At 65.7% G+C, this 14,809-nt stretch carries 11 protein-coding genes; 4 read left to right on the forward strand and 7 right to left on the reverse strand.

Annotation, left to right across the window (positions count from 1 at the left end; all coding sequences use genetic code 11):
* Nucleotides 1-4: 4 nt before the first annotated feature.
* From LRR16_RS07665 to LRR16_RS07675, 3 genes are all read right to left on the reverse strand, one after another.
* The gene (locus LRR16_RS07665) at nt 5-1,270 is read right to left on the reverse strand and encodes a type II toxin-antitoxin system HipA family toxin (protein WP_232205420.1); all 1,266 of its coding nucleotides are present in this window, start codon (nt 1,268-1,270) and stop codon (nt 5-7) included.
* A complete protein-coding gene (locus LRR16_RS07670; protein ID WP_006575980.1) occupies nt 1,257-1,496 on the reverse strand; it encodes a type II toxin-antitoxin system Y4mF family antitoxin in 240 nt (79 codons plus the stop codon). The genes LRR16_RS07665 and LRR16_RS07670 overlap by 14 nt, the downstream gene beginning before the upstream one ends.
* Nucleotides 1,497-1,623: 127 nt before the next feature.
* Entirely contained in the window at nt 1,624-3,066 is a 1,443-nt protein-coding gene (locus tag LRR16_RS07675; protein WP_232205421.1) for a PLP-dependent aminotransferase family protein, read from the reverse strand.
* 121 nt (nt 3,067-3,187) lie between these two features.
* Here LRR16_RS07675 and LRR16_RS07680 point away from each other — a divergent pair, with 121 nt between their 5' ends.
* The 3 genes from LRR16_RS07680 to LRR16_RS07690 all read left to right on the forward strand — a co-directional run bounded on the left by LRR16_RS07680 (nt 3,188) and on the right by LRR16_RS07690 (nt 6,846).
* Complete coding sequence (locus LRR16_RS07680; RefSeq protein ID WP_232205423.1) at nt 3,188-4,525, forward strand: hydroxymethylglutaryl-CoA reductase, degradative; 1,338 nt, start codon at nt 3,188-3,190, stop codon at nt 4,523-4,525.
* Nucleotides 4,526-4,921: 396 nt separating this feature from the next.
* Nucleotides 4,922-5,431, forward strand: a complete 510-nt coding sequence (locus tag LRR16_RS07685) for a hypothetical protein (RefSeq protein WP_006575983.1) — start codon at nt 4,922-4,924, stop codon at nt 5,429-5,431.
* Nucleotides 5,432-5,454: 23 nt separating this feature from the next.
* Complete coding sequence (locus LRR16_RS07690; RefSeq protein WP_006575984.1) at nt 5,455-6,846, forward strand: tripartite tricarboxylate transporter permease; 1,392 nt, start codon at nt 5,455-5,457, stop codon at nt 6,844-6,846.
* Nucleotides 6,847-6,903: 57 nt separating this feature from the next.
* Here the strand turns inward: LRR16_RS07690 and LRR16_RS07695 are convergent, their stop codons facing one another.
* Nucleotides 6,904-7,404: a cupin domain-containing protein gene (locus LRR16_RS07695; RefSeq protein WP_232205427.1), complete on the reverse strand. Its 501-nt coding sequence runs from the start codon at nt 7,402-7,404 to the stop codon at nt 6,904-6,906.
* Nucleotides 7,405-7,703: 299 nt separating this feature from the next.
* Between LRR16_RS07695 and LRR16_RS07700 the strand changes: the two genes are divergently transcribed.
* Entirely contained in the window at nt 7,704-8,891 is a 1,188-nt protein-coding gene (locus LRR16_RS07700; RefSeq protein ID WP_232205430.1) for an ATP-binding protein, read from the forward strand.
* A 101-nt stretch (nt 8,892-8,992) separates the two neighbouring features.
* Here LRR16_RS07700 and LRR16_RS07705 read toward each other — a convergent pair whose 3' ends face one another.
* From LRR16_RS07705 to LRR16_RS07715, 3 genes are all read right to left on the reverse strand, one after another.
* Nucleotides 8,993-12,793, reverse strand: a complete 3,801-nt coding sequence (locus LRR16_RS07705) for an autotransporter domain-containing protein (protein ID WP_255674052.1) — start codon at nt 12,791-12,793, stop codon at nt 8,993-8,995.
* A 309-nt stretch (nt 12,794-13,102) separates the two neighbouring features.
* Entirely contained in the window at nt 13,103-13,924 is an 822-nt protein-coding gene (locus LRR16_RS07710) for an IclR family transcriptional regulator (RefSeq protein WP_232205431.1), read from the reverse strand.
* Between the two features lie 3 nt (nt 13,925-13,927).
* Complete coding sequence (locus tag LRR16_RS07715; RefSeq protein WP_232205436.1) at nt 13,928-14,701, reverse strand: IclR family transcriptional regulator; 774 nt, start codon at nt 14,699-14,701, stop codon at nt 13,928-13,930.
* Between the last annotated feature and the right edge of the window lie 108 nt (nt 14,702-14,809).

A 14,809-nucleotide genomic window follows, 5' to 3' on the forward strand; every position in this document is an offset into this window, starting at 1 on the left:
GGGATCAATACTCGGCGCTGGACAGCCTTCGAATGGTGAGCGCCGCCCTCTGTTCAATCAGTCGAACGATTCTTGCCACGACGTCCGACCCGCCGAAAATATCCGCCCTTTCAGCTAGCAAGCGCATGGCGACCACAGGCAATTGTTCCGCCATCTGAACCACTGCCCTTAGAGATGGCGGCACTGCCAGTCCGCCATCTTGTGCGAGCCGTTCCCAATGTTGGACGTAGAGCTCCGTGAATTTGTACTTGCCGCCCAGTTTCATCGCCATCTTCGGTGTCAGATCCGAATAGATTGCGGTGGACAACGTGTCGTAAAGCGGCGCCAGCTCTGGCCCGCTGCTGCGGTACAACAGCGAAAAATTCTTCGCATGGGCGTCGTGATTGCCTATCAACGCATGAAATACGGTATAGCGAAACAGGCGGAGTACAGCCGGAGCAAAGGGACGGACGACACGGCGAAGTAATGCAAAGCATTGCGCCATATCAGGACCACCTTCATTCTGATATTTGGATTCCGGTACCACACCCAGCGCCTGGCAAAAATCTTCCTGGTGCATCCGATGAATCTGCCCAGAGCCGTCCCGGAGGCGGTCATAGCGCTCGACAAGCAGATAGCGCCGTGCACCCACCATGCTGATCCGCGCGGGCGCCACTGCCAAGCCCATCGCTTCCGCCAGCGCCATGCAGAAGCCCTCATTGCTTACGCTGTCCTCGATTCCCTCGATAGCCGGCTTCAGGATGTGTGTGCTTGGCGCCCCGCCTAAAGGCAAGCCTATGCGCTGACCGTCGACTATCACGGGAAGCTTGTCTTGTACACCGGCCAACGACAACCTCAAATCGTCCTTGCCGACAAGCATGGGGCGGCGCGGCAGCTCATCGAGCAGCGCAGCCAATTCGTCGTCATCCAACCACTGCACCGAACCTTGATGCTGCGATGGCAACGGTTGGCCGGGCTCGACGAATGTCACGGCACCGGCGCACTCACCACCGATGTGGTCGAGCAAGGCAAAGTCGTTCTGGACCGACACGTGAAACTGTTGTGCGATCAGCCTGCGCAGTCGTCCCTCGGGCAGCAGACCAGCGAAGAAGGCCCGGGCAACAAAATCGTCGAACGGCTCTTCTTGCAGCGGCAAGGAGCAAGACAGAGCGAGCGCATCGGGTCGTTGCAACCAATCGGTGGAGTAGGCAAAGCGCAAACGGCCGTGCGACAACGACAAGGTGCCGACCCGACTGCGCTGCAGCCATACCTCCAATTCACGCGTCATCATGGTGTTCTTCAGTGTTCAAGCCTTGGAGTACCAATCGCCCTCCCACCGCGTCGATCACGCGCAATAACGTATCGAGCCTCAGTGTGGGCTTGCCGGCTTCGGCCTCGACGATAAAACGAAGGCCGCATCCGGCAGCCATCGCCAATTCTGACTGTGTCAAATGCAGACGTTTTCGAGCGGCGCGCAAGGCCGGCCCGAGGTCTGACGCGGAGCGGATCAGTGTCATGCGGTTTTCCCGTTCGGGATATAAGACGCCGTCACGAAAGTATAGGCAATGAAATTTCCCGATCGGGAAATTTGAGGCTCCCAAACATTGTAATCGGACGGATTTATCCCGTTCGGGAAAATTCGCCCTACGGCCGCCGGCGCACCAGCTTGCTTCCGCTCCCCGCCCCCAACACCCTGCGCAACGCCGCCTCAAACCTCGGATCGAGGACGGCGCCCACGTTGAACCGTGCCCATTGCGATCGCGCTTCCGGATCGACCCGGAACACGCGGCCTGGGGCGATCATGACCTTTTGCGCTAACAGGACCTCGGCGAGCGCCAGGGAGTCGGGTACGTCCGGGAATGCCGCCCACAGGTACAGACTCTGCGGCGGCCGCGCCCATACGTCGGCGCCGAGGCGATCGAACAGGACCAATGCCCGCTCGGTGGCATCCGCGAGCCGCGCGCGCAATTTGGCGAGATAGCGCTGGTAGTGGCCTTCGCTGAGGATCACGTCGACGGTGCGCTCGCAGTATTCCGAACTGCTGACATGGATCAGCGCCTTCAGGTCGGCGAGGTCGCTGGCGAGCGCATCGTTGCAGGCGATATAGCCGACCCGCAACGCCGCCGAAAAGGACTTCGAGAAGCTGCCGATATAGATGGTCCGTTGCAGCTGGTCCAGTGCGGACAGCCGCGGCAGCGTGGTCGGCTTGAAGTCGGCCAGCGCGTCGTTCTCGACCACCAGCAGATTGAAGCGCTCCGCCAGCTGCAGCAGGCGATAAGCCTTGGCCGCGGAAAGGTCCGAGCCAGTGGGGTTGTGGCCGACCGATTGCGTGAAGAACAGCCGCGGCCGCTCGCGGGTCAGGATCTGTTCGAGCGCCTCGATGTCGGGCCCATCCGCGAGCCGCGGCACGCCGACGATGCGGGCACCGGCCAGCTTCAGCTTCCCGAACAGCGGGTAGTAGCCCGGATCGTCGACCAGCACCGTCCCGCCGGCCGGCACGAAATAGCGGATCACGAGGTCCAGCGCCTCGTTGGCGCCGTGGGTCAGCACGATCTGCCTTGCCTGCGCGCCGATGCCGACATCGCCGAGCTTGCGCACCAGATGGTCGCGCAGCGGACCAAAGCCGAAGCGGTTGCCGTAGCGGAACAGCGCGCCCAGGCCGGTACGCACGACCTTGTGGTGATACCGGTCCAGCCGCGCCTCGGCGAGCCAGGACACCGGCGGAAAGCCGTCGCCGACGGCCAGCACGTCGGGCCGGCTCTTCAACTGTTCGCGCATCAGCCAGACGATGTCCATCGCGCGGCCAAGCGTCCCGGCATCCTCCTCCGGCGCGGGCCTGGGTGCCACCTCGCGCACGAAGAAGCCGGAACCACGCCGCGGCTCGACCAGCCCGCGCGCGACCAGCAGCTCGAAGGCGGCGACGATGGTGTTCTTGCTGTAGCCATGCAACTGCGCTAGTTCGCGCAGCGACGGCAGGCGATCGCCGGTGCGATACGCGCCCTCCGCAATCTGGCGGGCGATCGAGTCGGCCAGCGTGGCGGCGAGCGAGGGAGATCTGCGGGCGGTGCCGGGAGCTGTGGAGGTCATCGAAGGGGCGTAAAAACCAGGCGAGAGGTCACTGTCCCCGCAAACTGTACCCCTATTGACTGGTACAGTCACCCTAGACTGTCTCCATTCCATACCAGAGAACCACAGAACGGAGACCTCGATGCTCGCTTCCCTGCCCTCGTCCGACGCCAACGTCGCCGAGCCCCGCCGCAAACCCGTGGACTCCCGCCTGCCGCGCTTTCGCGAGATGACGCCGGCCCAGCGTCTGGCCGCCATTGCCGATGCAGCCGGTCTCGACGAAGACGAGCACGCGCTGCTGGCCGAGCCGGGCGCATTGGGTGCGGCCCGTGCCGACGGCATGATCGAAAACGTGATCGGTACCTTCGAGCTGCCTTTCGGCGTGGCCGGCTATTTCCAGATCAATGGCAGGGACGTGCTGGTGCCGATGGCGGTCGAGGAGCCGTCCGTCGTCGCCGCGGCCTCGTATATGGCCAAGCTCGCGCGCGGCTGCGGCGGTTTCGAGACCTCGAGCTCCGGCCCGCTGATGCGCGCGCAGGTGCAGGTGGTCGGCGTCGCCGATCCCTATGGCGCGCGGCAGGCGCTGCTGCGCCATCGCGACGAGATCCTCGCCGTGGCCAACGCGCGCGACAAGGTGCTGATCGGACTGGGCGGCGGCTGCCGCGACATCGAGGTCCATGTGTTTCCCGACACGCCGCGCGGCGCGATGGTGGTGATGCATCTGATCGTCGACGTGCGCGACGCGATGGGGGCCAATACCGTCAACACGATGGCCGAGGCGGTATCGCCGGTGGTCGAGCGCATCACCGGCGCGCCGGTCCGGCTGCGTATCCTGTCGAACCTTGCCGACCTGCGGCTCGCGCGCGCACGCGTGCGTCTGACGCCCGAGGTGCTGGCCACCGGCGAGCGCAGCGGCGAGGCGATCATCGAAGGCGTGCTCGACGCGTACACCTTCGCGGCGATCGACCCGTACCGCGCGGCGACACACAACAAGGGCATCATGAACGGCATCGATCCGGTCATCGTCGCGACCGGCAACGACTGGCGCGCGGTCGAGGCCGGCGCGCATGCCTATGCCTGCCGCGCCGGCCGTTACACATCGCTGACCCATTGGGAGAAGGACGCCAGCGGCGCGCTGGTCGGCACGATCGAGTTGCCGATGCCGGTGGGACTGGTGGGCGGCGCGACCAAGACCCATCCGCTGGCGCGGCTCGCGCTGAAGATTCTCGGCGTGCAAAGCGCGCAGGAACTCGGCGAAATCGCCGCTGCCGTCGGACTGGCGCAGAATCTCGGCGCCTTGCGTGCGCTGGCGACCGAGGGGATCCAGCGCGGCCATATGGCGCTGCACGCCCGCAATATCGCGCTGGTCGCCGGCGCCGTCGGTCAGGAGGTCGAGCAGGTGGCGCGGAAGATGGCCGAGGAAAAGGACGTGCGGACCGATCGCGCGATTGAATTGCTGGCGCAGTTGCGGCGGGGATAAGGACACCAGGCTGCAAAGGCTGCCCTCTCCCCAGCCCTCTCCCGCAAGCGGGAGAGGGAGCAGACCAACAGCGTGCCCGAGGCCGGTGGTTCCCTTCCCGCTCCCGCGCGAGAGGGAAAACGGACCAACAGCGTGAACAAGGCCGAGGTCTTCTTCCCTCTCCGCTCGTGAGAGGGAAAGCAGACCAACAGCGTGCCAACGCCGAGGTTTTCTCCCCTCTCTCGCGAGCGGGAGAGGGAGCAGACCAACAGCATGCGCAAGGCCGAAGGTTTTCTCCCCTCTCCCGCGCTTGCGGGAGAGGGGTTGGGGGAGAGGGCAAGCGCCCCGCGCCAACCCCACGCTCGCCACACCAACAAAAAGCGCCCGACAAATGGAGGCGCCACACAGGAGACAACGATGCCAACTGAAACAAAGCCCGCCGGCAGCCCGCTGGTCGAAGTCTGGGGCGACACCGCCAACCCGCGCCATCTCGCCTGCGCGATCGTCATCGGCGGGGCGCTGAGCCTTGCCGCGTTCGCCATCGCGAGCCGCATCCTGACCGAACTGGTCCGCACGCCCGAGCTCGCACGCGCCTATGCGATGCTCGCCGGGCTGGCCGGCTGCGTGCTGGCCGGCTTCATTTGCGCCTGCCTGTTCAAGCCGAAGCGCGTGGTGACCGAGGATATCTCCGCCACGGGCAGTGTGACCGCCGGTGCCGCTCGCGAGCAGGCGCTCGACCGCCTTGCCGAAGAATCCGGTGGGCTGGGAACCATGGCCGACCTCCCCGCCGCCACGGTGCAGGAACTGCGCGAACTGCAGCTCTACGAATTGTTCGCTGCTCGCGAGCGCGGCGCGACGGCCGCAGCAAGCCAAGCCGAAGCCGCGATACCGGACGCCGCTGCTCCGGTGCGCCCCAACGCCGCCTGACCCGCCACCGTCTGGAGCGCACCATGATCGAATCCACTCCTCTGCTGACGCAGATCCTCGTCGCGCTGGGCATGGGCCTGGCCGGCGCCATCGTGTTCGCGGCCATCGGCCTCGTGTCCGGCACCGACGAGACCACCACGCTGGCGCCACTGACGCTGCTTGTCGTGCTGCTCGGCGTGCCGCCGGCCGGCGTGTTCACCTTCTTCCTGGCCGGCGCGGTCGCCAAGCACATGACGCACGCGGTGCCGACTGCCTTGCTTGGCATCCCCGGCGACACCATGGCCACGCCGCTGATGCAGGATGCCAACCATCTGCGCAATCTCGGCGTGCCGCATATCGCGCTGCGCAAGATGATTTCCGGCGCAATCGTTGCTGCGTTCTGCGCGGTACCGCTGGCGGTGCTGTTCGCCGTGCTGCTGGCACCGTTCGGCGCCACCATCACCAAGGCCGCGCCGTGGATCTTCGTGGCCGCCGCGCTGGTGATCGCCTACGCCTCCCCGGGCCGCTGGGCCTCGGTAGCAACGCTGGTGCCCTTCGTCGTGGTGATCGTCGCGCTGCAGACCTTGACCGCGAAATTCGGCGTCAAGCTGAGCATCAGCTATTTCCTCGGCATCGCCATCGGTCCGCTGATCGCGGACCTGTTCTCGACGCTATCGCCGGTCGACCGTCCACGCATGCAGCGCAAGGAAGCACGCACCTTTACGCTGGCGCCGGACGTCAAGGGTTGGGGCGGCTATTTCCCGAATCCCCTGAAGGTGATGGACGGCACCCAGACCCGCTGGACCGTGGCGACCGCGGCGATCTCGAGCGCGACCTTCGTGTTCAGCCCGGTCGCGATGACGGTGGTGCTGGGCGAGCTCGTCGGCTCGCGCATCAAGCACGCCTATCACCGGCTGACCACGGTCCTCAGCGCCCGCAATGGCGTTACCGAAGCGACCTATATCGCCGAGGCATTGATTCCGCTGATCGCCTTCGGCCTGCCGCTGAGCCCGGTGGCTGCCGGCCCGGCCGCACCGCTGTTCAACGCCCCGCCCGTGTTCACCGTCGATGCGGCCAATGGCCAGACCCACAACCTGCATAACCTGCTGAACCACTGGGAATTCCTCGGCTACGGCCTGCTTGCGGTGCTGCTGGCGGCGATCGTGTCGTATCCGTTCGCAATGAACTACGCGCGCCGCGCCGCGCTGTTCGTGTCGCGCCGCATCTCGCACGAAGCCATCGTCGCGACGTTCGTCGGGCTGATCCTGGTGATCAGCGTGTGGGAAGGCCAGCTGCTCGGCCTGCTGGTGATCCTGACGCTGGGTTCGATCGGCGGGCTGCTGTCGCGCGTGCTGGGCTTCAACACGGGTGTGCAGTTCATGGGGTATTACACGGCGGTGCTGACGGTGCCGGCGCTGATCAAGCTGGCGGGATAACCGTCGCGGTTCGACGGTTCGGCGGTTCGCCAGCCTGGAAAGCTGGCGAACCGGCCTTCACTCCCCCTCCCAATAGTCCAGACTTCCGTCCGCCCGGCCCATATAGGCAAACCCATTGCCTTGATCGAGCACGCCGAATTTTCCCGAGTCGGGATAGTGGCAAAGCTCCGGTGCGGCCATCGTGCTGACGGCCAGCACTTTCAATTCCTGCGCGCCGGTATTGATGATCTGATGCGCGGTTTCCGGACCACCCGCCGGGCAGGAAATCACGTCGCCGGCGCGGATTGGATGGCGGGCCGCGACGATGCGTACTTCACCCGCGCCTTCGACGATAAAGAACATTTCCTCGTTGGCTCGATGGCTGTGGAAGGGAAACACGCGCTTTCCGGGCTCGATCACCGTCAGGTTGTAGCCGAGCTTCTGCGCGCCGAGCATGCGGCCGATCGGCGCCATCCGGCCGCCGTAGCGCTCGGCGGGCAGTTCTGAGCCGTATTGGCGGGACAGGTCGGCGAAGTCCAGGTATTGGGCGTCGGCGATGTTGAGGATGGGATGCGGCATGGTTTGGATCGTCGATATCGGTTTGCGGGGGGCTTGAAGTCTAGTTCATTGCGTCTGGCGGGCTTCCTCCGCAGGACGCATGCACATACGATCTGAGATACTTATTGGTCACTTAAAGACCAACCGATTCCCAATTTTTATCGGTATCATTCCCAAATTTCGCCAGCGCCAATCCCAATTTTCGTCACGCTTGCTCCCAAATTTCCGTTGCGTGGCCGCCACTCGTTCCCTACCATCGCTCCATGGCCGACGCTCCATCCCTATACCCGAGGTTGCTCCAGACCCGCCTGGCAGAGGCCATGACGGATACCCCCGTGGTCCTCGTGGCCGGCCCGCGGCAGGCTGGGAAAACCACCTTGGTTCGTCATATCGCAACAGAGGGGATGCGATACCTGACATTGGATGACGAACTCACGCTGCTCGCTGCCAAGGAAGATCCGAGCGGATTGATCCGAAGCCTTGACCGCGCCGTCATCGACGAAATCCAGCGCGCCCCTGAACTGCTACTGGCGATCAAGAAAACGGTCGACGAGGACCGCCGACCCGGTCGATTCCTTTTGACTGGTTCTGCGAACCTGATGGCGGTGCCCAACGTGGCGGATTCGCTGGCAGGCCGGATGGAAACCCTGACGTTGTTACCCCTATCGCAAAGCGAGATACGGGGCGGCACGGGCAACTGGATCGATTATGCGTTTGGGGGCGGGTTCCTCTCCGCCGCCGACGCCACCACAGGGGAGCACCTTGTGGAAGCCGTTTTGCGTGGTGGGTATCCCGAAGCGATCTCCCGTACGACCGCGCGGCGCAGGACGGCGTGGGCCAGACAATATGTCGATGCCATCCTGCAACGCGATGTCAGGGACGTCGCAGAGATTGCAAAACTAGACCTGCTTCCTCGATTTCTACGTGCGCTGGCCCAGGTTTCAGGACAAGTCTGCAATTACAGCCAGATCGGCGCTCAAGTCGGACTCGACAATAAAACAGTCTCTCGCTACATCGGTGTATTCGAGCAGTTGTATCTGCTGCGCAGGGTCGACGTTTGGGCACGGAATCGGCTGAACCGGGTTATCAAGACTCCAAAGCTTCAGTTCATCGATTCGGGACTATTGTCCATGCTGTGCGGTCTATCTGACGCGGCGATACAGCGGGATCGGTGTCGATACGGAAATGTACTGGAGACTTTCGTATTCAGTGAGCTGCTCAAACATGCAGGGACCGCAGAAACGGATTGCCAGCTCCTGTACTACCGAGACCACGCACAATTTGAGGTCGATTTCGTCATCGAAAATTCGGCCGGTGAGTTGGTGGCGGTCGAAGTGAAAGCCGCTGCAACGGTAAAGGAAAGCGATCTACGTGGATTGAAGCGGCTAGCCGGTCTTGCGGGCGATCAGCTCAGGCTCGGTGTCGTGCTCTACGACGGCGTCGAAACGTTGCCGTTGGGGGAGCGCTTGTGGGCAGCGCCCCTCTCGACATTGTGGGGACGGCCGTAAAGCGCCACCGGCCCATTCGCCCCGCAGCGAGATGTCAGCTGCAGGCCGGGCTTTCGTCTCCCTCGACCAAAGGCACACTTACGACGCGCCCCCAATGCCAATCAGAACCGCCACCGCAGCCCCGCCGAAGCGGTGTGATCGCGGTTGCCGTCGCCGAACTGGCCCGCGTAGCGCACGCTGAAGGTCGCCGTGCGCGACAGCGCCAGATCGGCCCGCAACTCCGCCACTCCCGCATTGCGTGCAATCGGCGCACCCGTGACGGTATAGCTTTGGCTACCAGCGAAGGCCAGCGTCGTCGTCGGCAGCACATCGCCGAACGCGTGTCGCCAGCCGGCGCCGGCGTGCACCGCGCCTTCGACATTGCCGAACTGGAAACGGGCGCCCGTACGCAGGCCCACGGTTGTCATCGTCAGCGTGTTGCTGTCGCCAGGGCTGTGCAGCGCGGCCGATCCGCCGGTCTCGCCGAATCCACGCGTGCGGGTGTCGCTCCATGCCACGCCAGCATAGGGTTCGATCCGCGTGGTGCGCGACAGCGGCAGCGCATAGCCAAGCTCGGTGAATACCTGCGCGGTGCTGGCCGCATAGCTGGCGCTCAATGCCTGCACGTTGCCGCCGATGCTGGCCTGCCGATCGGTGTCGACCTCGTGCCAGCTGTATGCGGTTCCCAGCAGCAGGTTGAGCTTGCCGCCGCCCACATCGAACGCGCGCCCGCCGTATAGCGTGCCGCTGAACGAATCGGTGATCGCTCGGGACGCACGATCCGATACGCGCAGCGTGCTGTTGGCATAGCCGAATGCGCCGCCAACGCGCCAACCTGCGCCCACGTCGCCATCGGCGCCGACATGGAAACCGCCCGTCTGCTGCCGCACGCGCGCGCCGTTGCCATTGCCATTTAGCGTCTGCCAGTTGCCGACCACGTCTACCCACATCGGCTGCGCGGCGGATACCGGCAGCGCCGCAGCGGGCAGCGGCCCGCCGACCTGCGCGATCAAGGCGCCTGGCATCAGCCCGGCCGACAGGCTATCCCGCAGACGGCTCAGCGGCACGCTTCGCGCCGCGCCGGCCAGCGTGATCAGGCCCGTGGCGGTGCTCGCATGGGCTTCGCCGGACAGGCTGTCGAATACCGCCGGCGGCGCGCCTTGCGGCAGCGTCAGCACCGCTTCGTGCAGCGCATTGCTGTCAGGCAGGCTGTCGAGCGCATTGGCCACGGCGATCTGGTTGCCGGTGATTGCCGCGTCGGCAAAACGGATCGGCCTCGTGGGACCGGGCTGTCCCGGCTGTCCCGGTTGCACGGGCGGCTGCGGTTGCACGGGCGGCTGCGGTTGCACGGGCGGCTCCGGTTGAACGGGCGGCTCGGGTTGCTCCGGCGGTTGCGGGTCGACCGGGACCTGCTTGCGCGTCAATTGCAGCGTGACTGCGGTGGGGCCATACGTCAGCGTCGGATCGAGAAACGCATAGTTCGATGCAACCGAGCCGAAGCTGCCCCGCAGTGAGCCCGCCGTCAGGATCGTATAGCTGCGCGTGGACGCAAAATTGCCCTCAGGACCGATATGGACGACGGCACCGCCCAGTGTCGCGGCGCCCGTCACCGCGATACGGTCGCTGGCAGACGAATCGGGATCGGCTTCGACCAGATACGTCGATCCCGCATCCAGCCGCAGATCGCCGTCGACAGTCAACGTACCGATCGAATTGCCCGGCGCAATGGTGCCCCCGTTGGCGACCACCGTGCTGCCAACCGTCCCGAACCCGCCCAGCGAGGCGCCGGCGTTCACATTGACCGGACCGGCCACGCGCGCGGCAGCATGCGCGGCATCTCCGACCACCAGCTTGCCGCCATTGACCTCGGTCGCGCCGGTGTAGGTGTTCGTGCCATTGAGCAACAGCGTGCCGGTGCCGATCTTGGTCAGGCCACCGCCGGTGCCTCCGCCTGCGCCACCATCTTCGATGGTGCCGGATACCTCGGTGGATCGGTTGTCGCCACCGACCGTGAGGCGGTTCCGCCCGAGCAGGAAACGGCCTGAGCCCTCGATCGACGCTGCGGTCAGTTGCCGGTCGAAAGCAGGGCCGTACGTGCCCGAGAAGTCGACCCTGCCCGAGCCGTTGGCAATCAGCGTCGAATTGGCGGGCGTACTCCAACCCCAGAACTCGGTCAGGCTGCCGTCATTGGTGACGACGCGGCTGTTCCCCGCAGTCGACCCTTCCTGAAACGACATGGTGCCGCCGCTGTTGATGATGGTGGCATCCGCGGCGCTACTGTTGCGGTTCAGGTAGGTGAGGCCACCGAGGTTCTCGACCGTTGCCTGCCCGAGCGAAGTGTTGTCATACATCAGGATCGCACCGCCGGCATTGCGAATGACGCGATTGCCCGCGTCGAACCCCTGCATCAGAGACAGCGTCCCGCCGTTCACGATAATCGTTCCGGTACCGAGCGCATTGCCGGTCGATTCCAGCGCGCCGCCGTTGACGACGGTGCCGCCGGCATAGGTGTTGGCGCCGGTCAGCGCCAGCGTGCCGCCACCGGTCTTCGTCAGCTGACCAGCCCCGGAAATCGTTCCGTTGTGCGTCAATGTAGTGCCCGGGTCGACGGAGAAGGTACCGCCGCTGCTGCCGATCGAAGTAGCGCGCGCGGTCGTCAGCGACGCTGTCGTGCGCAGCGCTCCTCCATCCAGCATCAGGTTGCCAGCGCTCGCACCGAGATTGGCGTCGCTCGCAATGCTCAGCGTGCCATCGAGGATTCTCCATGGCGTGGTGCGGGACGTGCTGCCGGCCAGCGTCCAGGTCGACGTACCGGTCTTCTCGAATTGCGAGAAGCCGTTGTAGCTGGTGCCGATTTGCGAGACGTCGAACGACTGATCGGCGCTGCCACCCAGCGCCAGCACATTGTTGGCACCGAACACGGCAACTCTGCCGTTGATTACGCTGGTGCTCCACAGTTCGAGCCGATTGGTACCCGAGTTCAGAAAGATCGCGTATTCGCGGCCCAGCCGCCCCATGCCACCGGAGATTTCCCCGCTGTTGACGATGCTGACGTTGCTGCCGGTAATCGCGATGCCGCCGCGCCCCGCCTGTCCCTGAGCGCCGGTTTGGGCGCCGACGATCGCGCCGGCGCCCCCGGTGCCGCCATCCCCACCGCGAAGCGTCCCGGCGTTGACAATGACGCCACCGCCCGACAGTTCGACCGCATTCCCGCCGTCGCCGCCGTTCCCGCCGCTGGACGGCCCATCGAAGGAGCCCGGATCCATATCGGCGCCTTTTCCGCCCGCACCGCCACTGCCGCCAGACACAGACGCTTGACGCTCGATTTGCATGCGAACGAATCCGCTCGCCGAAATGCCGCTGCCTCCGCCGCCGCCATTGCCGCCACCGCGGATCGTGACGCCAGGCTGCCCTTGAAAGCCACCGCCTTCGCCACCCGCGCCGCCATCGCCGCCCACGATGTTGACCTGGTCCCTGACCAGAATGCCGTGATCGCCCGAATGCTGGATTGCGATGCCGCCGGCCCCACCGCCGCCGCCGCCGCCGGTGTAGTAAACGACGCCGCCCGAGATATAGCCGCCGCCCTTGCCGCCGTTGCCGCCCGCTCCTCCCCGCAGCCAGCTGACGGGCCCCGTGGGGAAAACGGTAAGGTCGCCGCCGGAGACGATCCCGGCGGCACCGCCACCGCCACCGCCGCCCCCATCGCCCAAATACACCCCGACGTCACTGGTAATGTGGCCGCTCATACCCCAGCCGCCATTGGGACTCAGCGCCGTACCGGCACTGCCGCCGGCCGGGACAACCCAGTCGTTGGCATGTTCCTCCGACAGGCCGCCGTGGCCACCCGCCTGGCCTTGCCCGCCGCCACCACCACCCGTGCCGGGGCTGTTGTCGGCGACACCATTGCCGCCGGGCCCCGTCATACCGCCCAGGCCGCCCGGTATCGGAATCGAATTAGAGTATGAGCTTCCCTCTCCTCCGCTCCCGCCAACGGCAAGAGCCCAGGCCGCCGACGGCGCGAGCATTTGAATGGATACGGCGAGCGCAATCGCGTGCCGACGCGGGCAAGCCGCGTCGCTGACCGGTATTGTCTGCATTGTTCTTCTTTATTGTTTGCCACGGCGAATACCGTGGCCTTCCCGTCGAAATGCCGGCGCTCGCTGCTACGCCGTTCTGATTACCCGCACGCGATTATAGGGATGGCGTGCCAATCTGAACGCCAGGATTACCGGTCATATCCAGCCGTGATTCGGCTGCCCAAATCTCCAGGACAGGCGTTGCGCCGCCCCAGCCAATCGACGCGCCACAATACCGTCGAGCGCGCTGTCGAAACTGCCCGCGGTTCCCATCGTCGCCAATACCAGCACTGCCGTCCCGGTGTGGTCGAAGACCGGCGCGGCCAACGTATGGATACCGGGCACCGGCTTGTCGAGCGCATCGTCCATGCGTTGCTCGCGAATGCGTGCGAGCCTCGCGGCATAGGCGGACCTTTCCTCTCGTAGCGCCTTTACTGGTGCGCCGGCCATCCGCACCGCTTCGTGTTGAAGCAGTCCGTCGAGGACGTCTGCGGGCTGATGGGCGGCGAACACGCGCCCGATCGCGGTATTGACCAGCGACAGCACCGTACCGACGCGCAGGCTGACGTGCTGCGGCCGCGCCGATTCTTCGAGCCGTACTACGGTAGGCCCGAGCGGACCGAGCACCGCCATCGCGACACTGAGCCCGGTATCGACTGCCAGGCCGCGCACTTCCGGCTCGGCCTCGCGCACCGGCGACAGCCGCTGCAGCGCGATCAGCCCCAATTGCAGCGCCAGCGGTCCAGGCAGGAAACGCCCATCGGCATCGCGCTCGAGTACACCGGCTCGCACCAGGCTGACCAGATGCGGAAAGGCCTTGGCGGCAACCATGCCGGCGCCGCGTGCCAGTTCACTGAGCGCGAGCGGGCTGCCCGCACGCAGCAGCGCTCCGATCAGCTGGGCGCTGGCATCGAGCGCCTGAATGCCGCGCTGCGGCTTGCCTGCGGCCTCGTCGCTGGTTCCGATCGCGTTCGTCATGAGTCAGTCTTCTCCGCGCAGCGAATTTGCAGCTTGCGCAGCCGTCGCCAGCAGGGCACGGGCCAGTTCGCCGCGCCAGGTGGTGTCGATATTGGCCGTCGGCCCAATCGCGGTGAGCAGCAGACGAAGGGCGCCCCTAGCGTCCCGCACGGGCACGCACAGGCTGCTGACGCCGGGGCTCGGGATATCGATGCTGCGTGCGATGCCGCGGCTGCGCACCTCGTCGAGCTCGGCAAGAAACGCAGCGCGTGGGGGACGCGCCGGCAGCGCGTCGAACAGCGGCACCCATTGCGCTTGGTCCACGCAGGCGCAATACATGCGGCCGGTCGCGGTGGTGGCCAGCGACATCACGGTGCCGACATGCAGATTGACGTGCAGCGGCGCATTGCCGCGCTCGTAGCGGACGATGGTCGGACCCTGAGGACCGGGTACGCTGACGGCCACGCTGCAGCCGGTCCGTGCCGTCAGTTCGGCGACGAGGGGCACCGCCGCATGCAGGCCGGGATCCAGCTCCAGCCGCATCCGGGCCAGTTGCAGCGCCAGTGGGCCCGGCTCGAAGCGATCGTCGAGATGGTCGCGCTTGATCCAGCCCTGGCGCGTCAGCGAAACGAGATAAGGATGGGCCTGAGCCGGTGCAATGCCGACGGCCGTGGCGAGCTCCGCGGCCGATAGCGGCGCGCGCGCTTCCGCTAGCGCCTGCAGGAAGCGGCCGGCCACATCGACGCTCTGCACGCCGCGCTGTGTCTTCTCCTGTCCCGCCTGCCCTTCCTCGCCCATCGTCACCCTCCGAAAGGCTGGATATTAATCCAACGCCGCATGGAGACCGCGGCGGCGGCCTGCTGGGGCCTCACGCGGCCCGTGGCGGCGCGGCCGCCCCCGGACTGC

Source organism: Cupriavidus sp. UGS-1, assembly GCF_021213615.1.
Taxonomy (GTDB): Bacteria; Pseudomonadota; Gammaproteobacteria; order Burkholderiales; family Burkholderiaceae; genus Cupriavidus.

Excerpts from the sequence above, each read along its gene's own strand:
- LRR16_RS07680 (WP_232205423.1), top strand. The coding sequence starts at position 3,188 with ATGCTCGCTTCCCTGCCCTCGTCCGACGCCAACGTCGCCGAGCCCCGC.
- LRR16_RS07695 (WP_232205427.1), bottom strand. The coding sequence starts at position 7,404 with ATGCCGCATCCCATCCTCAACATCGCCGACGCCCAATACCTGGACTTC.
- LRR16_RS07690 (WP_006575984.1), top strand. The coding sequence starts at position 5,455 with ATGATCGAATCCACTCCTCTGCTGACGCAGATCCTCGTCGCGCTGGGC.
- LRR16_RS07710 (WP_232205431.1), bottom strand. The coding sequence starts at position 13,924 with ATGACGAACGCGATCGGAACCAGCGACGAGGCCGCAGGCAAGCCGCAG.
- LRR16_RS07715 (WP_232205436.1), bottom strand. The coding sequence starts at position 14,701 with ATGGGCGAGGAAGGGCAGGCGGGACAGGAGAAGACACAGCGCGGCGTG.
- LRR16_RS07665 (WP_232205420.1), bottom strand. The coding sequence starts at position 1,270 with ATGATGACGCGTGAATTGGAGGTATGGCTGCAGCGCAGTCGGGTCGGC.
- LRR16_RS07705 (WP_255674052.1), bottom strand. The coding sequence starts at position 12,793 with ATGACGGGGCCCGGCGGCAATGGTGTCGCCGACAACAGCCCCGGCACG.
- LRR16_RS07700 (WP_232205430.1), top strand. The coding sequence starts at position 7,704 with ATGACGGATACCCCCGTGGTCCTCGTGGCCGGCCCGCGGCAGGCTGGG.
- LRR16_RS07675 (WP_232205421.1), bottom strand. The coding sequence starts at position 3,066 with ATGACCTCCACAGCTCCCGGCACCGCCCGCAGATCTCCCTCGCTCGCC.
- LRR16_RS07670 (WP_006575980.1), bottom strand. The coding sequence starts at position 1,496 with ATGACACTGATCCGCTCCGCGTCAGACCTCGGGCCGGCCTTGCGCGCC.
- LRR16_RS07685 (WP_006575983.1), top strand. The coding sequence starts at position 4,922 with ATGCCAACTGAAACAAAGCCCGCCGGCAGCCCGCTGGTCGAAGTCTGG.